This window comes from Erwinia oleae (assembly GCF_000770305.1).
GTDB classification, from domain to species: Bacteria; Pseudomonadota; Gammaproteobacteria; order Enterobacterales; family Enterobacteriaceae; genus Erwinia; species Erwinia oleae.
On record NZ_JNVB01000011.1, the window covers coordinates 25,168 to 46,758 of the forward strand.

Annotated in this window: 17 protein-coding genes; 6 read left to right on the top strand and 11 right to left on the bottom strand. The window is 55.3% G+C overall.

Annotation, left to right across the window (positions count from 1 at the left end):
* Positions 1-215: 215 nt before the first annotated feature.
* The gene (locus tag GS12_RS05430; protein WP_051937200.1) at positions 216-1,520 is read left to right on the top strand and encodes an MFS transporter; all 1,305 of its coding nucleotides are present in this window, start codon (positions 216-218) and stop codon (positions 1,518-1,520) included.
* On the opposite strand, the gene GS12_RS05435 is transcribed toward GS12_RS05430, so the two are convergent.
* Entirely contained in the window at positions 1,504-2,199 is a 696-nt protein-coding gene (locus tag GS12_RS05435) for an IclR family transcriptional regulator domain-containing protein (protein WP_034944643.1), read from the bottom strand. The two genes, GS12_RS05430 and GS12_RS05435, sit on opposite strands and share 17 nt — an antisense overlap.
* A gap of 57 nt (positions 2,200-2,256) precedes the next feature.
* Between GS12_RS05435 and GS12_RS05440 the strand changes: the two genes are divergently transcribed.
* Positions 2,257-4,515, top strand: coding sequence for an FAD-dependent oxidoreductase (locus GS12_RS05440; RefSeq protein ID WP_034944645.1), 2,259 nt, complete (start codon positions 2,257-2,259; stop codon positions 4,513-4,515).
* On the opposite strand, the gene argO is transcribed toward GS12_RS05440, so the two are convergent.
* The 5 genes from argO to pgk form a co-directional block, all read right to left on the bottom strand.
* On the bottom strand, positions 4,508-5,131 hold the full coding sequence (gene argO, locus GS12_RS05445) for an arginine exporter ArgO (protein ID WP_034916809.1): 624 nt from the start codon (positions 5,129-5,131) through the stop codon (positions 4,508-4,510). The genes GS12_RS05440 and argO overlap by 8 nt on opposite strands.
* 140 nt (positions 5,132-5,271) lie before the next feature.
* Positions 5,272-6,177, bottom strand: a complete 906-nt coding sequence (gene mscS, locus GS12_RS05450) for a small-conductance mechanosensitive channel MscS (protein WP_034944648.1) — start codon at positions 6,175-6,177, stop codon at positions 5,272-5,274.
* Positions 6,178-6,332: 155 nt separating this feature from the next.
* A complete protein-coding gene (locus tag GS12_RS05455; protein ID WP_034944651.1) occupies positions 6,333-7,469 on the bottom strand; it encodes a hypothetical protein in 1,137 nt (378 codons plus the stop codon).
* 133 nt (positions 7,470-7,602) lie between these two features.
* Positions 7,603-8,682: a class II fructose-bisphosphate aldolase gene (gene fbaA, locus GS12_RS05460; RefSeq protein WP_034944654.1), complete on the bottom strand. Its 1,080-nt coding sequence runs from the start codon at positions 8,680-8,682 to the stop codon at positions 7,603-7,605.
* Between the two features lie 92 nt (positions 8,683-8,774).
* Positions 8,775-9,935, bottom strand: coding sequence for a phosphoglycerate kinase (gene pgk / locus GS12_RS05465; protein ID WP_034944658.1), 1,161 nt, complete (start codon positions 9,933-9,935; stop codon positions 8,775-8,777).
* A 606-nt stretch (positions 9,936-10,541) separates the two neighbouring features.
* Between pgk and GS12_RS05470 the strand changes: the two genes are divergently transcribed.
* Entirely contained in the window at positions 10,542-11,261 is a 720-nt protein-coding gene (locus GS12_RS05470; RefSeq protein ID WP_034944661.1) for a bactofilin family protein, read from the top strand.
* 52 nt (positions 11,262-11,313) lie between these two features.
* Here GS12_RS05470 and tkt read toward each other — a convergent pair whose 3' ends face one another.
* On the bottom strand, positions 11,314-13,305 hold the full coding sequence (tkt, locus tag GS12_RS05475; RefSeq protein WP_034944664.1) for a transketolase: 1,992 nt from the start codon (positions 13,303-13,305) through the stop codon (positions 11,314-11,316).
* A 272-nt stretch (positions 13,306-13,577) separates the two neighbouring features.
* Between tkt and loiP the strand changes: the two genes are divergently transcribed.
* Complete coding sequence (loiP, locus tag GS12_RS05480; RefSeq protein ID WP_034944667.1) at positions 13,578-14,330, top strand: metalloprotease LoiP; 753 nt, start codon at positions 13,578-13,580, stop codon at positions 14,328-14,330.
* 35 nt (positions 14,331-14,365) lie between these two features.
* Here the strand turns inward: loiP and GS12_RS05485 are convergent, their stop codons facing one another.
* The 4 genes from GS12_RS05485 to GS12_RS24585 form a co-directional block, all read right to left on the bottom strand.
* Positions 14,366-14,773: a YidB family protein gene (locus GS12_RS05485; protein WP_034944670.1), complete on the bottom strand. Its 408-nt coding sequence runs from the start codon at positions 14,771-14,773 to the stop codon at positions 14,366-14,368.
* Positions 14,774-14,917: 144 nt separating this feature from the next.
* Positions 14,918-15,841 (bottom strand): agmatinase, encoded by a 924-nt coding sequence (speB, locus tag GS12_RS05490; RefSeq protein ID WP_034916823.1) that lies wholly within the window; start codon positions 15,839-15,841, stop codon positions 14,918-14,920.
* 38 nt (positions 15,842-15,879) lie between these two features.
* Positions 15,880-17,856, bottom strand: coding sequence for a biosynthetic arginine decarboxylase (gene speA, locus GS12_RS05495; RefSeq protein WP_034916825.1), 1,977 nt, complete (start codon positions 17,854-17,856; stop codon positions 15,880-15,882).
* The gene (locus GS12_RS24585) at positions 17,849-18,001 is read right to left on the bottom strand and encodes a hypothetical protein (protein WP_160279906.1); all 153 of its coding nucleotides are present in this window, start codon (positions 17,999-18,001) and stop codon (positions 17,849-17,851) included. Before GS12_RS24585 ends, speA begins: the two co-directional genes overlap by 8 nt.
* A gap of 622 nt (positions 18,002-18,623) precedes the next feature.
* Here GS12_RS24585 and metK point away from each other — a divergent pair.
* Both metK and GS12_RS05505 read left to right on the top strand, forming a co-directional pair.
* Entirely contained in the window at positions 18,624-19,775 is a 1,152-nt protein-coding gene (metK, locus tag GS12_RS05500; RefSeq protein ID WP_034919378.1) for a methionine adenosyltransferase, read from the top strand.
* Positions 19,776-20,188: 413 nt separating this feature from the next.
* Positions 20,189-21,586, top strand: a complete 1,398-nt coding sequence (locus GS12_RS05505; protein ID WP_034916827.1) for a sugar porter family MFS transporter — start codon at positions 20,189-20,191, stop codon at positions 21,584-21,586.
* Positions 21,587-21,591 lie beyond the last annotated feature (5 nt).

A 21,591-nucleotide genomic window follows, 5' to 3' on the forward strand; every position in this document is an offset into this window, starting at 1 on the left:
ACGTCTGCGGGAGCAAACGGGAATTACACGACAGATTATCCCACAGCATCGCTGATGATATGAGTTTTTATTCCGTTAAAAGTTCGTCTTGCGCCTATTTTTATCGCCACGGCGATCACATTTTTTAGCAATAAAAATGGTACAAAAAAACGGCATATGTTTCTATTAAAGAAACATACGTCGCATTATCCTTTTCTGAAACAGAGATGGTTACTATGACTGAACAACCGCTGACCGCCGCTGCGCCCCGCACCGGACGCACCCGCTTTGTGATCCTCAGCCTGGTGTTTATCAACATCATTATTAACTATATGGATCGGACTAATCTTTCGGTGGCCGCGACGGAAATGGCTGGCGAGCTGCGTTTCACACCGATACAAATGGGGCTTATTTTTTCCGCCTTTGGCTGGGTTTATGCGGCACTGCAAATTCCGGGCGGATTTTTGATTGATAAGCTGGGCGCGCGGTTAGTCTATGGCGTGGGGCTGTTCATCTGGTCACTGATTACCGCGCTGCACGCGTTAGCCAGCGGCTTTGCCTCGCTGGTGGGGTTACGGCTTGGCGTTGGCGCGTTTGAAGCACCGGTGATGCCCTCCAATAATCGCGTTATTTCCAGCTGGTTTCCGGTTCAGGAGCGCGCCACCGCCATCGGCATCTACTCTTCCGCGCAGTTTGTCGGACTGGCCTGCATGACGCCGCTGCTTTTTCACGTACAGGAAGCCTGGGGCTGGCGCGGGCTTTTTTTGATCACCGGCGTGGCGGGCATGATCTGGGCGGCAGTGTGGTACTGGCTGTATCGTGAGCCGCTGGATCATAAAGGCGTCTCCACCGGCGAGCTGAACTATATTCGCGATGGCGGCGCGCTACTGGAAAGCCGTCAGGAGAGCGCCGCGCGCCATTTCCGCTGGCAGGATCTGGCGCTGATGTTCAGCAACCGTAAGCTTATCGGCATCTATCTGGGACAGTTCACCATTTCCGCCACCTTCTGGTTTTTCCTGACGTGGTTCCCCACCTATCTGGTGGAGTACCGGCATATGAGCTTCATAAAAAGCGGCTACGTCGCCTCGGTGCCTTATCTGGCGGCGTTTTGCGGCGTCCTGCTCGCTGGCTTTGTTTCTGACCGCATGATACGACGCGGCGTATCCGCCAGCATCGCCCGCAAAACGCCGGTGATCCTCGGCATGTTTATGACCCTGTTCATTCTTGGCGCCAACTACACCGATAACCCTGCGTGGATTATCGTTTTTATGTCGCTGGCGTTCTTTGGCAACGGGCTGGCCACCATCACCTGGGTCTTTGTCACCACGCTGGCTCCCCGCCATCTGATTGGCCTGGCGGGCGGCGTGTTCAACTTTACCGGCGCGCTGTCGTCCATCGTGGTGCCGATTGCCATTGGCGCGCTGATCGACGGGCAAAACTTCGCGCCAGCGCTGACCTTTATCGCCTTCCTCGCCGTCGTGGGCATTTGCAGCTATCTCTTCATCGTCGGACGCATCGATAATGTCACAGCTGCACGCTGATCAGCCGCTCCGCCAGCGAAGCCAGCTGCTGACGACGGCGCGCAATTTCTGCGTCGTCAGCGTCATAAATGCGAGCGAAAGCCAGCGCGGCATGGCTGTGGCGCAGCGGCTCGGCAATGGATATCTCACCATCGTCGTGCAGCCATACCAGCTGCCCCTCCGCCCTTTGTCGCGTCAGCAGCGGCGCCATATGCTGCCACTGCTCCCCGGTGAAGCGCAGCCTGAGATCGTCATCGCTCTCTGCCGCCAGCAGCGACATGCCGATAACCGATTCCCAGGCCGGCAGCATATGAAACCCGGCCAGCGCCTGGCTGACCTGCCCACCGGGTTTGGAGTGATAAAGGTAGATCACCTGATCTTCCCAGAGTACGCCCATCGCCACCACAATGTCCTTTGGCGCATGGCTTTCAAGCAGCGGCAGCGCCTGCGAAAAGAGCGAGGAGCCGCGGATCGCCTGCGCCGCAAGAGCATGGATGCCCGGCCCCGGCAGATAGCGCCGCCGTTTATCCTGCATGGTCAATCCTACCGACATCATGGTCATCAACAGACGATTCACCTTAGTGCTGTTCATGCCCATTTTGCGCGCGAGTTCGCGACAGCCAATCGCCTTATTGCTGGACACCAGATATTGCAGACAGCGGATACCGTCGATCAAGCTTTGATTGGGTTGAGATGACATAGCGCGTCCTGTGGTGAAAACGTCAACTTTATCGTGAGTTACTCAGGAAAGAAAATTATGCAGACATTTACCGCCGAATCTTCCCGATCTTTTCCGCATCAGCACCTTCGCGCCCAACTGGTGGTGGCGGGCGGCGGGCTTGCCGGATTGTGCGCTGCGCTGGCAGCCGCCCGCGACGGCCTGGCGGTGGTACTGATTCAGGATCGCCCGGTGCTGGGCGGCAACGCCTCCAGCGAGGTGCGTCTTTGGGCCAACGGCGCCACCTCGCATATGGGCAATAATAACCGCTGGGCACGGGAAGGCGGCATTATGGGCGAAATCATGGAGGAGAATCTCTTTCGCAACAAAGAGGGCAACCCGGTGCTGTTTGACATGCTGCTGCTGGATATGGCGCAGGCGCAAAGCGGATTAACACTGTTGCTGAATACGGCGGTTTGCTCGCTTGAACATCAGGCGCGGCGCATTGAATCGGTGACCGCGTTCAACGCTATCAACCAGACTCTCTATACCGTTGACGCCGACTACTTTTGCGACGCGACCGGCGACGGCGTGCTGGGCTTCCTGGCCGGAGCCGAGCACCGCGTGGGCGCGGAAGAGGCCGACGAACTGGGGGAAAAAATGGCGCCGGGCGACAGCTTCGGCCACAAACTCGGCCACTCCATTTACTTCTACACTAAAAAAGGCGACAGCCCGATTGATTTTGTTCCGCCCTCTTTCGCCCTGAAAGACATTACCGATATTCCGCGCTACAGGCGGCTCACCTCAACGCTGAACGGCTGTGACCTGTGGTGGCTCGAATGGGGCGGCCGGCTGGATACGGTTCATGAGAGCGAGGAGATCAAGTGGGAGTTGTGGAAAATTGTCTGGGGCGTGTGGGACTATATTAAGAACTCCGGTGCCTTTCCTGACGCCGCGAACCTTACCATTGAGTGGGTCGGCCTGATCCCCGGCAAGCGGGAAAGCCGTCGCTTTATTGGCGATTACATTCTGCGCCAGCAGGACATCATTGAGCAGCGTGACCACTACGACGCGGTTGCTTATGGCGGCTGGTCAATCGATTTGCATCCGGCCGATGGCGTTTACAGCACCCATGACGGCTGCCGCCAGTTTCACAGCAAAGGCACTTACACCATCCCCTTCCGTTCGCTCTACAGCCGCTCGCTGGATAATCTTCTGCTGACCGGCAGACTGATCTCCGCCTCACACGTGGCCTTCGGCAGCGCCCGCGTAATGTGTACCTGCGGCCTGCTGGGCGAAGTCGCAGGCCGCGCCGCCGCGATCTGTCATCAGCAGCGGTGGACGCCGCAACGGCTGGCATCGCCGGAAAATATCACCCGGCTTCAACAACATCTGCTCGCCAGCGGCTTTCATATTCCCCGTCTGCGGCTTGACGATCCAACCCGCGGCGCGAGCGTGACTGCCAGCAGCACTTTTGAGCTCACTCAGCTGCCGGCGGACGCAGGCTGGCATGCGCTGGAGGCGCGCTGTGCGCTGCTGCTGCCGCTGAAAGCGGGCGAAACGCTGCCCATGCTGTGGTTTACGCTGCGTGCCGCCTCGCCCCAGCGTATCGGCATCCGGCTAATGACCAGCGAGAAAAGCGCCAATACCACGGCGGATCTGCTGCTGGAAGAGAGTGAAATTACGGTGCATCAGGCGGGGGAATACGCGGTAAATATTCACTACCGCGCAGAGTGCGATCGCTATCTCTTCATCGCCTTTGAGGACAATCCGCAGGTGGAGATGGCGCTCACCCGTCAGCGGCTGCCGGGCGTGATGACCGTTTTTAACAGCGTCAATCCCCGCGTGGCAAAGCGCACCCGACAGACAGCCGATGGCGACTACGGCGTTGACGAGTTTGATTTCTGGCTGCCGCGCAGGCAGCCGCACCAGATTTTGCCCGCGCTGCGATTTGCCAAGCCACTGGCGCTGTGGCACGTCAACTACACGCTGAACGGCTGCGCGCGCCCGGAACAGCATACCAACGGCTGGCTGCCCGCCGCCGCCGATGCGCATCCGCAGCTCCGCTGGCGCTGGGAGAAACCGCAGTCGCCGCGCAGGCTGACGCTGATGTTTGATAACGATTTTGATAATGCGATGGAGAGCGTACAGATGGGTCATGCGCTTGCCGTGACGGCGCACTGCACCACGCATTATCGGCTGTGGGCCGATGATGCTTTGCTGGCAGAGGTGAAGAACAATCGTCATTCGCTGTGCAGCCACGTCGTGCCGTCCGATCTGGCGTTCACTGAACTTCGGCTGGAACTGGTGAAAAGCGCGGGCGGCCTGCCCGCGTTTTATGCGCTTAACCTCAGTTAACGAAAGCCAGCCCCTGGGCCGCCAGCTTCATGGCAATGGCCCACATGACCAGCCCCACCAGCAGGTTAATGATGCGTTGCGCGCTGACGGTTTGCAGACGCGGCGAGAGCCAGGAAGCCAGCAAAGCCAGCCCGAAAAACCACAGCAGAGAAGCGGCGGCGGCGCCCACGGCAAACCAGATGCGCGCCTCTGCGGGAAGCTGCCCGCCAAGGCTGCCCAGCACCATAAAGGTATCGATATAAACGTGCGGGTTCAGCCAGGTAACGGCCATCATGGTGGCGAAAATGCGCCAGCGGCTCTGGCCCATCGCCCCGGCGTTTTCCAGCGCGACAGTGCCGCTGAATGCCGTACGGATAGCCCCCCAGCCGTACCACAGCAGAAAAGCCACCCCGCCCCAGGTCACTACAGTCAGCAGCAGCGGTGACTGGCTCAGCAGCGCGCTGCCGCCAAAAACGCCCGCGCCGATCAGCACTATATCGCTCAGCGTGCACAGTCCGGCGGTCATCAGGTGGTAGTGGCGACGAATGCCCTGATTCATCACGAACGCATTTTGCGGCCCCAGCGGGAGAATGAGCGCGGCACCCAGCGCCATGCCCTGAAAAAATATGGAAATCAAAATAAGTCCTCACCCCTTGCATAGTGGGGCGAGTGTAGCGGGAAAGAATTATTAGCTGAAATTCAAAATATTAATCCTTTATCAGTAGAGCTTATAATAACGGATAAAAAAAAGCGGACCGGAGTCCGCCCCGAAAAATATTATTCAGATTTTGGCTGGGTAACAGGCGCCGCCGCCTGGGGATCAGTGACCTTCTCTTCCGGCACTTCCGTCTGATGAAGATGCACATCCATCTGCGGGTAAGGAATGCCAATGCCGTTGGCGTCGAGCGTGCGCTTGAAGTTTTTCAGCAAATCCCAGTAAACGTCCTGAAGATCGCCCGCCTTGCTCCAGCACCGCACCACAAAATTAAGCGATGACGCGGCCAGTTCGTTCAGGCCGATTTGTATGCCCATATCTTTCAGCACGCGTGGATCCGCATCCACTTCGGCGCGAAGCAGCTTAATGACCTCATCCACATCGGCATCGTACGCCACGCCAACAATGAATTCATTGCGACGCACCGGCTCACGCGAGAAGTTAACGATATTGCCCGCAATGATTTTCCCGTTTGGCACCACCACAATTTTACCGTCGGCCGTTTTCAACGTGGTGGAGAATATCTGTACGTGCTGAACGGTTCCCATCACGCCGATATCAATAAATTCGCCGGTGCGGAACGGCCGGAAGGTCACCAGCAGCACGCCCGCCGCCAGGTTTGACAATGACCCCTGAAGCGCCAGACCGACGGCCAGTCCTGCTGCACCCAACACGGCAATCACCGATGCGGTCTGCACGCCGACGCGGCCCAGCGCGGCGATCAGGGTGAAGGCAATGATGCCATAGCGCACCAGCGCAGAGAGAAAGTCTGCAACCGTGGCATCAATATGACGCGACAGTAAAACCTTATTCAGGGTCGATGAAATGACGCGCGCAATCAGCATACCGATGATAATGATGGCGATCGCCGCAACGATATTCACGGCATAGCTCAGTAGCAGCGCCTGGTTGCGCACCAGCCAACCGCCCGCGTTATTGATGCCATCTACCACATGAAGATCTTCCATTAAATTATCCCGTTATCGTTGTAAAAACCGGCCAGAATGAACTGACACACCCTGTTAAAAGGGTAACCAGGAATACGGAAATCTGCCAAATAAGCCTATAAATTAATAATTTGTTACGGAACGGGACAAAAAAACCGCAGACCTTTGGGTAAATTTTACGCCAGTCGCTGCTGTAACTGTTGCGCCATATGCGCGGCTTTACTGAGAGGCGCGTCAGTCCTGCCAGTCACCCGCTGCAAGGTCTCTTTCACGCCCGACGAAAACGCGTTATCGCTCGTTGGTTTGGTTGCTTTATGCAGGCTGTCGAGCCCCTGGTTTAACGTACTGATAGCGAGAGAAACATTGCCGGAAATGTTGTTAACGTAGGAAAAGACCATGCTTTGCATGGCTTCGCGGATTTTCCCCTGTAGAGAAGTATCGGGCGTGGATGGCGTTTGCGGGGGCGCATGCGGTGTCGTCTTCTGGCTGGCTGAGGTCGGCTGCGCTTCCGCCTTTCCTTTCAGCTTTACAAACTGCGTTTCCCAGTCCTTTTTTGCGAACAGAAACGCCGGGCCGCTCTGGCTGGTACTCTTCTTCATCAGATGACTGGCGCCGGTTGCCAGCCCGATGCCGCCCATGATCGCCACGCCAGCTAACACGCCCTGCGGCGTTTTGCTCATCATCGCCGTTTGACCAAGACGTTTCGCGCCGTTTGCCACCGCGCTCTGAATTTTTGGATTGCTGCTTGCCACGTCAAATGCCGTATGGGCAATATTTTTCGCCGCATCGGCATTATCACGACCTTTTTGCGTCGCCTCGGCCATTACCGGCTCCAGATCTTCGGGCCGCGCCTGAAGGTAAAAGCGGTTCTTCAGCGCCTCGCCCGCACTCTGATGCAGAAGCCCGGCGGTTTTTCCTTCACCTTTCATCAGTGCTGTTGCGGCAGACGGTTTTTTAAACAAGAGATCAACGGCATGCGGCAGCGCTTTTCTGGCGCTCTCGGCACCTTCTGTTTTTTTGTCGCTTCGGCTCGCCTGCGACAGCGCCGCTTCGATACTCGACGGCGTTTCCCCCATTTCATGCAGCCGTTTCGTCCGGCTCTCAATCATCGCCGTCATCTCTTCGCGATTGCCGCCGCTGGTATGCTTTTCATAGAACGTATTGAGTTGATTATGGATCGCCACTTCGTTGTCGCTGCTGTAACCATGCGGCCTTGCCGCGCTCTCCGTAGCGTTGGTATGGCTCTGTTCGACCGCAGAATGTTGCAGGGCGCGCGCAGAGGGAGAGAGCGCAGGAGGAATAGTTGGGGGCATGTTCACCTCATGACCGGAGCGACAGTAAAGAGAGATGAAAGTGAGTGGCGGCAGGCGGGGAAAAGTTCGTGAAAAACGAAGGTTAAAAAGAAAAGCCCGCACGCGGCGGGCTTTTTTAGGTATGGCGTGTTGCTTACAGCACGTCTACCGCGTTCAGTTCTTTGAACGCCTGTTCCAGGCGCACAATCATTGAAGACTGAGCGGAACGCAGCCATACGCGCGGATCGTAATATTTTTTGTTTGGCTTATCAGCGCCTTCCGGGTTACCCAGCTGCGCCTGAAGGTAGCCTTCATTCTTTTTGTAATACTGAAGAATACCGTCCCATGTAGCCCACTGGGTATCGGTGTCGATATTCATTTTGATTACGCCATAGCTGATAGACTCTTCGATCTCGGCGGCAGAAGAGCCAGAACCGCCGTGGAACACAAAGTTCAGCGCGTTGTGCGGCAGATTGTGTTTCTTCGTCACGTATTCCTGAGAATCGCGCAGAATGGTTGGCGTCAGTTTGACGTTACCTGGTTTGTAAACGCCGTGCACATTACCGAATGACGCCGCGATAGTGAAACGAGGGCTGATCGCATTCAGTTTTTCGTATGCGTAATCAACGTCTTCTGGCTGAGTGTAAAGCGCAGACGCATCCATATGGCTGTTATCCACGCCATCTTCTTCGCCGCCGGTGCAGCCCAGTTCAATTTCCAGCGTCATGTCGATTTTCGCCATGCGCGCCAGATATTTGCTGCTGATTTCGATATTCTCTTCCAGCGACTCTTCAGACAGGTCGATCATGTGTGAAGAGAAAAGCGGCTTGCCGGTTTTCTTGAAATGTTCTTCGCCCGCGTCCAGCAGACCGTCGATCCACGGCAGCAGTTTTTTCGCGCAGTGGTCAGTGTGCAGAATACCCGGCACGCCGTAATGTTCTGCCATCTGGTGAACGTGATGCGCGCCAGAGATGGCGCCCAGGATTGCCGCCGCCTGTGGCTCATCTGATTTAATGCCTTTACCGGCGATGAACGCTGCGCCGCCGTTAGAGAACTGAACGATGATCGGCGCTTTAACTTTTGCAGCGGTTTCCAGTGCGGCATTGATAGAGTCGGTGCCCACGCAGTTTACGGCGGGCAGAGCAAATTTGTTCTCTTTCGCTACCTGGAAAATTTTCTGTACGTCGTCACCGGTGACAACGCCTGGTTTTACGAAATCAAAAATTTTAGACATGTTTGTTGTCCTGTTTCGTCGGTCATATTAAGAGATTTAGCGCCTGTTATGCAGGCAAATTACCTTGCGGGAGCGCAGCTCCCGCCGAAAGCTTACTGTTTTGCACGCTCTTCGAGCATAGCAACGGCTGGCAGTTTTTTGCCTTCCACAAACTCAAGGAAAGCGCCGCCGCCGGTAGAGATGTAGGAAATTTTATCTTCAATACCGAACAGATCGATGGCAGCCAGCGTATCACCGCCGCCCGCGATAGAAAACGCATCGCTCTCTGCAATGGCTTTTGCAACAATTTCAGTGCCTTTGCGGAAGTTAGGGAATTCGAACACGCCTACCGGGCCGTTCCACAGAATAGTTTTGGCTTCTTTCAACAACTTAGCCATAGCCTGCGCGGTTTCGTCGCCGAAATCCATGATCTCTTCATCATCGTTTACGTCAGAGACTTTCTTCACGGTGGCGGGTGCAGTTTCAGAGAATTCCGTGCCTACGCGGGAGTCAGTTGGGACAGGAATTTTGAACTCGTCGCGCAGTTTTTTCGCTGCATCGACAAAATCAGGCTCATACAGGGATTTGCCGACGTTGTTATCGATTGCCACGAAGGTGTTGGCAATGCCGCCGCCGACAATCACGGTATCGGCGATTTTTACCAGCGAGTTCAGCACGTCAAATTTGGTGGAAACTTTAGAACCGCCCACCACGGCAACCATAGGACGCGCCGGGCTTTTCAGCGCTTTACCGAGGGCTTCAAGTTCATCAGCCAGCAGCGGGCCTGCACAGGCAACGGGGGCAAATTTACCGACGCCGTGCGTGGAAGCCTGCGCGCGGTGCGCGGTACCGAAAGCGTCCATGACGAAAACATCGCACAGGGCGGCGTATTTTTTCGACAGCGCTTCATCATCTTTCTTCTCGCCTTTGTTAAAGCGAACGTTTTCCAGCACCACCAGCTCGCCTGCGGCAACGTCAACGCCGTCCAGGTAGTCTTTAGCCAGACGAACAGGAGAAGAAATCTTATCTTTCAGGTAGTTAACAACCGGCAGCAGCGAGAATTCTTCGTTATATTCACCTTCGGTCGGACGACCAAGGTGAGACGTCACCATTACCTTCGCACCCTGCTTCAGGGCCGCTTCGATGGTCGGCAATGAGGCACGGATACGGGCATCGGAAGTGACTTTGCCTTCTTTAACCGGAACGTTCAGATCGGAGCGAATTAATACGCGCTTCCCAGCAAGATCCAGATCGGTCATTTTAATTACAGACATGGTGAATCCTCTCGTTGATTCTCATAGTGTTGACAGGCGCAAACCGCGCCCTGACTGAAATCGCCCGGGGCCAGAACAGCAAAGCCCCATGGGTTATCGCGCCACGCCAGCTTCTCAACCGCTGCCGACTACTGACCCGCATGCCTGTGGATCGTGGCTGAATTTACTGAAGACTCATGATAATTCCATGCGATCAACTATACCACGAAATGCGTATTTTGACGCGTTCGCGGCGGCAAGCCTGGCCAGCAGCATGGTATGCGTTGAGGTTGCCGACACCGACTGAAACGGTTCAGCCAGAATAATAGAAGCATGGAATAATAGGAATGAGACAGATCAATCGCCGTTGTGTTTTTTCGACAGAGATCACATTCAGAAGAAGGCGCGCTGAAAACATTCCAGATGCCACGGACATCGTAGTATGGTAACCGTAGCGTTAATTTTCCTGATGGATTATTCGGGAAAATAAATGAAAGGTAATTTTGAGTTAGTGTTCCAGGGAAGGAGCATCAAACGGCACTGTCATCGCATGCCGTTCTGGCGCATCGGGAATCGCGCTTCTTCGGCCCCTCCCTTTCCTCTCTGGTAATGAACAGAAACGGAAATATGAACTTCAATCTGCTGTGGTACGTCTGGGCGGTCTGGGCTTTTGCTCTGATTGTTTATGCTATCAGCTGGGAAAACTTGTTGGCGGTGTGGAGACATCGCACGTTGACAACGGTAACTTTCCTGGCGATAGCGACGTCCCTGCTGGTCGGTAAAACAGCACTTAACAAGGGAATGATTATGTTCAAACGTAAAGAAACGATACTCACATCGGGCGGCGAGCCGCTTCCTTCCACCGCCATTCAGGAGAGCGAACCCGTTGACGAGGGCGTTGGCAGCGTCACGGTTTCCAGCAGCATCGCCCCTGCGATGGACACGACCACTATCCCTGATACCTGCCTGATCGCCGGCGATATCAGCGCCGCGGGCGATATTAAAGTTAACGGCACCATCGAAGGCAAAATCTTCTCCGATAAAACGGTCTTCGTGATGAAAAACGGTCGGGTTGAGGGCGAAATCTATGCGCACCGCGTTGAGATCAGCGGCACGCTGAAAGGCACCTGCCGCAGCCGTGAAATGGCCATCAACGCCGAAGGATTTATGGAGGGCATTATCGAATGTGAATCGCTGTCGGTGAACCAGAGCGGACGTTTCTATGGCACGTCAAAACCCTGGAAGGAAGAGGAACGGCCCGCGGCGGAGCATGCGCTGAAAAAGCGCGTTGAGCCGTTACGCGCGACGACCGATATCGCTCTTTCTGAAAATCTGCTGAACTTTTAGCGAAAGATGTGGCAAGGCAAGGGTTCGCCTGCGGCAGGCGAACCCGTAACGGTTACATCACCGATTTTGCCGTTGCCACCACGTTGTCCACGGTGAAGCCAAACAGCTCAAACAGCTTGTCTGCGGGCGCAGATTCGCCAAAGGTGGTCATGCCTACTACCGCGCCGTGCAGGCCGGTATATTTCAGCCAGTAGTCCGCAATGCCTGCTTCAATCGCCACGCGCGCCGCCACGGCTTTCGGCAATACCGCTTCACGATACGCCGCATCCTGCCTGTCGAACACGTCTGTCGAAGGCATGGATACCACGCGCACGCGGCGACCTTCTGCCGTCAGCCTGTCGTAAGCGCTGACGGCCAGTTCAACTTCCGAACCGGTGGCAATAAGGATCAGCTCAGGCTGCCCTGCACACGCTTTCAGCACGTAGCCGCCCCGTGCAATGTCAGCCAGTTGCGCAGCATCACGCGTCTGCTGCGCCAGGTTCTGACGGGAGAAAATCAGTGCGGTCGGCCCGTCCTGTCGCTCAATAGCGTGTTTCCACGCCACTGCTGACTCAACCTGATCGCACGGACGCCACAGGCTCATATTTGGCGTCAGGCGCAGGCTGGCTATCTGTTCAACCGGCTGATGGGTTGGACCATCTTCGCCAAGTCCGATGGAATCGTGGGTGTAAACCATCACCTGGCGAATTTTCATCAGCGCCGCCATACGGGCAGCATTGCGCGCGTACTCGACAAACATCAGGAACGTGGCGGTGTAAGGCAGGAAACCGCCGTGCAGCGCGATGCCGTTAGCGATAGCCGTCATGCCAAATTCACGCACGCCGTAATGGATATAGTTGCCCGCAGCGTTTTCATTGATCGGCTGAGAGCCTGACCACATGGTAAGGTTGCTGGGGGCGAGGTCGGCGGAACCGCCCAGGTATTCCGGCAGCAGTTTACCGAAAGCTTCCAGCGCGTTTTGAGACGCTTTACGGCTGGCGATGTTTGCCGGACTGGCCTGAAGGTGTGCGATAAATTTCTGTGATTCACTGTGCCAGTTTTCCGGCAGTTCGCCGCGCATGCGACGCTGGAATTCAGCAGCCAGCTCAGGGTGCGCCTGGGCGAACGCGTTAAATTTCGCGTTCCAGGCCGCCTCTTTCGCCTGTCCGACCTCTTTCGCATCCCATTCGGCATAGATTTCAGAGGGGATGTCGAACGGGGCGTGTTGCCAGCCGAGCTGTTTGCGCGTCAGTGCGATTTCATCATTGCCCAGCGGCGCACCGTGCGAATCATGCGTGCCCGCTTTGTTTGGCGAACCGAAACCGATAACGGTTTTGCACATCAGCAACGACGGCTTGTCACTGACCGCTTTCGCCTCTTCAATCGCTTTTTTAATGGCGGCGGCGTCGTGGCCGTCAACGCCGCGCACCACGTGCCAGCCATAGGATTCAAAGCGTTTTGCGGTATCGTCGGTGAACCAGCCTTCTATGTGACCGTCAATGGAGATACCGTTGTCATCGTAAAATGCGATCAGCTTGCCAAGCTTCAGCGTCCCCGCCAGCGAGCACACTTCATGCGAAATGCCCTCCATCATGCAGCCATCGCCAAGAAACACCCATGAGTAGTGATCGACGATTTCATGGCCCGGACGGTTAAACTGCGCCGCCAGGGTGCGCTCTGCAATCGCCATGCCCACCGCATTGGCGATACCCTGGCCCAGCGGCCCGGTGGTGGTTTCCACGCCAGCGGTATAGCCGTACTCAGGGTGACCCGGCGTTTTAGAGTGAAGCTGACGGAAATTTTTCAGCTCGTCGATGGGCAGATCGTAGCCCGTGAGATGCAACAGGCTGTAAATCAGCATCGAGCCGTGGCCGTTCGAGAGGGTGAAACGATCGCGGTTGGCCCAGTTTGGGTTGGTCGGGTTATGGCTGAGATAGTCGCGCCAGAGAACTTCAGCGATATCCGCCATGCCCATTGGGGCACCAGGGTGGCCGGAATTGGCCTTTTGAACCGCATCCATACTTAACGCGCGAACAGCATTGGCAAGCACTTTACGAGAAGACATGTTCTACTCCGGTAGGATTAAACGCTTCGCCGTCCTTAACCTCTTTTAATCAATGAGTTATCAGGCAAAGTTGAGAAAGTCGGCACTCAATGTACATGAAATGCGTGGCGGCTGTACATGATATAGGGTGGAAAAATGAGGGAAAAAACTTGCGCTTTAAGAGCGTTGCGCTATGCATTCGCACTGAAGGCGGCTATAAAGATTTTGATTGAACCTCTTTTCTCTGATGCTTTATCAGCGAATTTCCCCTTGTTACTTAATGGATGAATGACATGAAGATACGTATCTCACTGCTGGCGGTGGCGTTAACCAGCGCGCTTTCAGGCTGCGCGAATCTCGACAGCAACACGCTAATGCAGTCTGGTGCTCAGGCCTGGCAGGCTGCAACGCTGAGCGATGCGCAGGTGAAAGAACTTAGCGTAAAGTCCTGCGAACAGATGGACAGCGAGGCGAAGATTGCGCCAGCGAACAGCGAATACACGCAGCGACTTAACAAAATCGCCGCCACGCTGGGCGACAACATCAACGGCACGCCAGCGAATTATAAGGTCTACCTGACTAAAGACGTAAACGCCTGGGCAATGGCAAACGGCTGCATCCGCGTGTACAGCGGCCTGATGGATATGATGACCGATAACGAAGTAGAGGGCGTGCTGGGCCACGAAATGGGACACGTTGCGCTGGGACACACGCGCAAAGCGATGCAGCTTGCTTACAGCACCACCGCCGCGCGGACCGCCGTTGCGTCCGTCGGCGGCGTTGCCGCATCGCTGTCGCAGTCTCAACTGGGCGATCTTGGCGAGAAACTGGTTAATGCCCAGTTCTCACAAACGCAGGAGTCGCAGGCGGATGACTACTCGTTCGATCTGCTGAAAAAACGCGGCGTTAATCCGCAGGGGCTGGTCACCAGTTTTGAAAAACTGGCGAAGCTGGAAGGCAGCCATCAGAGCAGCATGTTCGACTCGCATCCTTCTTCCGAGTCGCGCGCCGAACATATTAAAGCGCGCATCGTTGCCGGGAAATAATTGATAGCGGGCGGGATTTCCCGCCCGCTCACTGTTTAACGTTTCAGAAAGGTTGTTAACAGACTACCCGGATCCAACCCTTCAGGCAGCGTCATGTGGCCTTCTGCCTTTCCAAAGGAAGACAGCATTCCCACAACCGAAGGTAAATACGTCGCCAGAATACCGGAAGCACCGGGAACATCCATGCCCAGCTTTACGGCAAGCGAAGAGAGCGCACTCTCACCGAAAATGGCCTGAACGTCATGACCACTCAGCGATTTTGATGCGCTATGGCCGATCCACGAAGTGACAACGGCCAACATGCCGCCCTGCTGGAATCGTTGGTAAAGCGCTTCGATACCTCCTTGTTCCTGAATCCACTCCCAGACAGCCTCTACATGGCCAGGGCTACCGCCGTTTGCATCTCCACTGAGATGACCCAGCACGTTATCAAGTATACCCATTACATTCCCTCATATTTTCTTCAAGTGAAAAGCGCCTGTCCTGGCTTTATCCATGCCGACAGGAGAAGGGAATATACTGGAAAAGGCGTTGTTACAGAAGCAGCAGACGGCAGACGACATCGCCGTCGTCTGCTTAAGGAAACGTTATTCGCCTTTGTTAACGGCCTGAACGTGCAGCATATCCAGCGCCAGCGTGGCCGCCGCCAGCGACGTCAGATCGGACTGATCGTAACCCGGCGCCACTTCCACCAGATCCATCCCCACGATATTCAGCCCTTGCAGGCCACGCACCAGTTTGGTGGCTTTGTCCGTGGTCAGCCCGCCAATCACCGGCGTGCCGGTGCCCGGCGCGTGCGCGGGATCGAGGCAGTCGATGTCAAAGGTCAGATATACCGGCATATCGCCCACGATCTGCTTCACCTGGCTGAGAATGTCATCCACGCTGCGATCGTTGATCTGCGCCGCATCCAGCACGTTAAAGCCCAACGACGCGTCAAACTCGGTACGAATACCAATCTGTACCGAGCGTGTCGGGTCAATAAGCCCTTCTTTCGGCGCATGATGGAACATGGTGCCGTGGTCGAACGTAGGGCCGTTAGAGTAGGTGTCGGTGTGCGCATCGAAATGCACCAGCGCCATTTTGCCAAAATATTTCGCATGGGCGCGCAGCAGCGGCAGCGTCACATAGTGATCGCCGCCGAAGGTGAGCATGCGCTTACCGTTTGCCAGCAGTTTCTCTGCATGCGCCTGTAGCTTATCAGTCAGATCCTGCGAATCACCGAAAGCGTAAACCAGATCGCCGCAGTCAATCACTTTGAGGCGCTGACGCAGATCGAAGTTCCACGGCCAGCGGCAGCCTTCCCAGGCGAGGTTGGTTGAGATTTGACGGATCGCGCCCGGCCCCAAACGGCTTCCCGGACGGCCGGACGTTGCGGCATCAAAAGGTACGCCGGTGATCACCCACTCCGCGTCGCTGTCGTACGGTTTAAAATTAACCGGAAAACGCATAAAACCAAATGCGTTAGAAACCAGAGAGTTATCGTACTGGTTATCCAGGGTGTTATACATGCCACATCCTCTTATACTGTTAAGCAAGTCGCTGACGACTACTCGTCTTCCAAATAGGTATAACCGTAAAGGCCCGCCTCAAACTCTTGCAGGAACTGCGCGCGAAGGTCTTCGTCAAGATCGGTCTCTTTGATCTGATTGCGGAAATGCGTCAGCAGCTCCTGCGGATCGAGCTGCACGTACTCCAGCATGTCCGCCACGGTATCGCCTTCATCGGAAAGCTGGACTTCCACGCTGCCGTCCGGAAACGCAAAGACGTCCACGGCTTCAGTGTCACCGAACAGGTTATGCATGTTGCCGAGGATCTCCTGATACGCGCCCACCATGAAGAAGCCCAGCATCGGCGGATTATCAATATCGTACTGCGGCATCGGCATGGTGGTGGCGATACCGTCGCCGTCAACATAGTGATCGATGGTGCCATCCGAGTCACAGGTGATATCCAGCAGCACCGCGCGGCGCTCAGGCGGCTTGTCCAGCCCTTCCAGCGGCAGCACCGGGAACAGCTGATCGATACCCCACGCGTCCGGCATTGACTGGAACAGCGAGAAGTTAACGTAAATTTTGTCCGCCATCCGCTCCTGCAATTCGTCAATAATTGGACGGTGTGCGCGGTTGCTCGGATCAAGATGCTGTTGAATGTAGTGACAAATGCTCAGATAGAGCTGTTCCGCCCATGCGCGCTGGGTAAGATCGTACGTGCCCTGCGAGTAACCCGTATGGATGTCGAACAGATCCATCTGGCTGTCATGCAGCCATTCGCGCAGCGAGCGGCGGGTATCAGGCTGGTGCATCTCCTGCCAGGTATCCCACATGCTGACAATCGGCCGCGGTGAATCATCCAACGGCGCCTGCGGCTCACTGAACTCATTGCGCTCAACGCCGATGATATTGGAAACCAGCACGGTATGGTGCGCCGTTACCGCGCGGCCGGATTCGGTGATCACCGTTGGATGCGGCAGATTGTGCTCATCACAGGCGTCACCAATAGCCCAAATCACGTTATTGGCATACTCATTCAGGCCATAGTTTACCGAGCAGTCGGACTGCGAGCGGGTGCCTTCATAGTCCACGCCCAGACCGCCGCCGACGTCGAAACACTGAATATTCACGCCCAGCCTGGCCAGTTCAACGTAAAAGCGCGCCGATTCACGCACGCCGGTAGCGATATCACGGATGTTAGACATCTGCGAGCCAAGGTGGAAATGCAGCAGTTGCAGGCTGTCGAGACGACCGGCTTCACGCATGATCTCAACCAGTTTGAGTACCTGCGTGGCAGAAAGGCCGAACTTCGATTTCTCGCCGCCGCTCGACTGCCATTTGCCGGAGCCCTGTGACGCGAGACGTGCGCGAATACCCAAACGCGGCACCACGTTCAGCCGCTCGGCCTCTTCCAGCGCCAGCTTCACCTCGGTCATTTTTTCCAGCACCAGATAGACTTTGTGGCCCATCTTTTCCCCGGTCAGCGCCAGGCGAATGTACTCGCGATCTTTATAGCCGTTACAGACAATGACCGAACGCGTCATACCCGCATGCGCCAGCACCGCCATCAATTCGGCTTTTGAACCCGCCTCCAGCCCCAGCGGTTCGCCAGAGTTGATCAGGGATTCAATCACGCGTTTGTGCTGGTTGACTTTGATCGGATAGACCAGGAAGTAGTCGCCGCGATAGCCGTAGGATTCACGCGCGCGACGGAAAGCGGCATTTATCGAACGCAGGCGATGTTGCAGAATTTGAGGGAAGCAAAACAGTGCGGGCAGGCGCTGACCGTCAGCCTCCCGCTCTTTTACCAGCTTCGCCAGGTCAACGCGCGCTTCGGGAACGTCAGGATCGGGACACACGCTGATATGCCCGAGTTCATTCACGTCGTAATAGTTATTACCCCACCAGGCAATATTATAGGTGCGCAGCATTTTGCTGGCATCTTGATCGCTCATGGCCACCTCCTGCATTGAGCGGAGTACACCCTGTTCGCCTGCTGACGAACCTTTGATTGTTTTGATGTCGTCAGACATTGCGAGCCTCAAATTTTAACAATACGGAACAGTCGCCTACTATCGCAGGGATAACCCGCAACAACAACCCATCAAACAGCGCGGAATCCAGCACAAAACGCTGAGATTTCACGCTACTCAGTAACTGAAGTATAACATTAATCATGCTGCGGACTCCGTAACGGGCCAGCCGGTTCAAGCACACCAGCGAGAGCGCTTGCAGAAAGTTAATCTGTCGTCGTGTCGGAATGATGACCGGCGCGGTAACAACAGCCGTGGCGCGCGCGGACAGAGAGAGAACAGGGAGAGAAACGCCTCGCGTCAGAATGACGCAGGAAAATGGCAGTCAGCATTACGGTTATCACCTCCCCATGTGCGGATGCACCTGAATATTATAAGCCTGCGTGTAACCGCTTCGGCTGACGCGCTCGCTCTGCCCTGTCAATGCCAGGTTAAAAGCAGCGGCGTTTTATACAGCCGCAGGCGTTCAAATGCAAAATCTAAATGTGCGGAATTCGATGCCTGTCAGGAATTTATTCCACTTCCGTGTACAGGCAAAAATTTCTCTCAAGAAAAAAGGCTGGCAATCCGATAAATGAGTAACCTAAAATAGCCGTCCAGATGTTAATCCATCTATATCGGTTAACTTCCAAGCGTCTCAAAGCTTAAGAACTGCTCATGGCTTTGCCTGAGGGGGCGCTGAGAAAAGGCCGCTTCAATACTGACTGGCCTCAGTCTTTAGCGCTATGCAGTCGATTTCAACCCGTATTTTTAAGGTAAAGAATAAAATGGCTAAACACCTTTTTACGTCCGAGTCCGTCTCAGAAGGACATCCCGATAAAATCGCCGATCAGATCTCTGATGCCGTGCTTGATGCCATCCTTGAGCAGGATCCTAAGGCGCGCGTGGCTTGTGAAACCTATGTGAAAACCGGCATGGTGCTGGTTGGTGGCGAAATCACCACGTCTGCCTGGGTTGATATTGAAGAGATTACCCGTCAGACCATCCGCGACATTGGCTATGTCCATTCCGATATGGGCTTTGACGCCAACTCCTGCGCCGTACTGAGCGCTATCGGCAAACAGTCGCCGGACATCAACCAGGGCGTTGACCGTGCCGATCCGCTGGAACAAGGCGCGGGCGACCAGGGCCTGATGTTTGGTTATGCCACTAACGAAACCGATGTGCTGATGCCTGCGCCGGTGACTTACGCGCATCGTCTGGTGCACCGTCAGTCTGAAGTGCGTAAAAATGGTTCGCTGCCGTGGCTGCGCCCGGATGCGAAAAGCCAGATCACCTTCCAGTACGACGCCGGTAAAATCGTTGGGATTGATGCCGTGGTTCTTTCCACCCAGCACTCTGAAGAGATTTCGCAGAAAGATCTTCAGGAAGCAGTGATGGAAGAGATCATTAAACCGGTGCTGCCGGGCGAATGGATCAACGCCTCCACCAAATACCATATCAACCCAACCGGTCGCTTTGTGATTGGCGGCCCGATGGGCGACTGCGGCCTGACCGGTCGTAAAATCATCGTCGATACCTACGGCGGCATGGCTCGTCACGGCGGCGGCGCGTTCTCTGGTAAGGATCCGTCCAAAGTTGACCGCTCGGCTGCGTACGCCGCGCGCTACGTGGCCAAAAACATCGTGGCCGCTGGCCTGGCTGACCGTTGTGAGATTCAGGTTTCTTACGCTATTGGTGTGGCAGAACCCACGTCCATCATGGTGGAAACGTTCGGCACAGAGAAGATCCCAACCGAGCAGTTAACGCTGCTGGTGCGCGAGTTTTTCGACCTGCGCCCATACGGCCTGATTCAGATGCTGGATCTGCTGCATCCGATCTACCGTGAGACGGCGGCCTATGGCCACTTTGGCCGCGAACATTTCCCATGGGAAAAAACCGACAAAGCCGCACAGCTTCGTGATGCCGCCGGTTTGTAATTTTTGCGAAACATGGTAGTTAAGGGCGCCTTCGGGCGCCTTTTTTATTGCGCTCGTCTGGCGCTTTATCCGTCGCTGTCTACACTCTTCAGGCTTAATCGGCGGTTATTGTTAACGGTTACAATCGTAAACCGCTTATTTCACAGGCAGTTACCAACTTTTCTTTCTGAAAAATCACGCAGTGATGCGCTGTTTTCAGCGCTGTCTGATTGAGCTTTGACAGGGAAATGAATCAAAATATTTACGGCTATGACTTACTGGTTATAAAGCGTAAGCGCGCATGAATGGACATACTTTAAGACATTTCCGGCGTGTAACCGATTACACCAATGTGATCTGTGGCACAGTCTTGCGCGTAAAGCTTTTCTAACATCTATAACAACAATATGCGGCATCACTCACATGGAGGCTTTATGCCTGACAATAAAAAGAAGAACAGAACATCGAATAAGGCTATGACCTATTTCGTCTGTTTTCTTGCAGCACTTGCTGGCCTGCTGTTTGGCCTTGATATCGGCGTTATCGCTGGCGCATTACCTTTTATCGCGAAAGATTTTAACGTTACTCCCCATCAGCAGGAGTGGATCGTCTCGTCGATGATGTTCGGCGCGGCCGTCGGCGCAATCGGCAGCGGCTGGATGTCCTCACACCTTGGCCGTAAAAAGAGCCTGATGATTGGCGCGATCCTTTTCGTCATCGGTTCGCTGTGGTCGGCAATGGCGCCAAATCCGGAAATGCTGATCGTTGCGCGCGTGCTGTTAGGCCTGGCCGTCGGCGTGGCGTCTTACACGGCGCCGCTTTATCTTTCTGAAATTGCGCCGGAAAAAATACGCGGCAGCATGATTTCGCTGTACCAGTTGATGATCACCATCGGTATTCTTGGCGCATATCTTTCCGATACGGCGTTCAGCTTTACCGGCAACTGGCGCTGGATGCTGGGCGTTATCACGCTTCCTGCGGCGCTGCTGCTGGTGGGCGTGTTCTTCCTGCCAAACAGCCCGCGCTGGCTGGCGGCCAAGGGCAACTTCCGCGACGCGCAGCGGGTGCTGGATCGCCTGCGTGATACCAGCGAGCAGGCCAAACGCGAGCTGGATGAGATCCGTGAAAGCCTGAAGGTGAAGCAGTCCGGCTGGAGCCTGTTTAAAGACAACGCCAACTTCCGTCGGGCGGTTTACCTGGGCGTGCTGCTTCAGGTGATGCAGCAGTTCACCGGTATGAACGTCATCATGTATTACGCGCCTAAGATTTTCGAAATCGCTGGCTTCACCAATACGACCGAGCAGATGTGGGGCACGGTAATTGTAGGCCTGGTCAACGTGCTGGCGACCTTTATCGCTATCGGTCTGGTGGATCGCTGGGGCCGTAAGCCAACGTTAAAGCTGGGCTTCCTGGTGATGGCGGCGGGCATGGGCGTTCTCGGCACCATGCTGCACATGGGCATTCACTCGCCTGGCGCACAGTACTTTGCTATCGCCATGCTGCTGATGTTTATCATTGGTTTCGCTATGAGCGCCGGCCCGCTGATTTGGGTACTGTGTTCAGAAATCCAGCCGCTGAAAGGCCGTGATTTCGGTGTCACCGTCTCTACCGCCACCAACTGGATTGCGAACATGATCGTCGGTGCCACCTTCCTGACCATGCTGAACTCACTGGGTAATGCAAATACCTTCTGGGTTTATGCCGGCCTGAACGTGCTGTTTATCATTCTGACTATCGTGTTGATCCCGGAAACCAAAAACGTTTCTCTGGAGCACATTGAACGTAATCTGTTAAGCGGCAAAAAGCTGCGTGATATCGGTCAGCAAGACTGATTTAT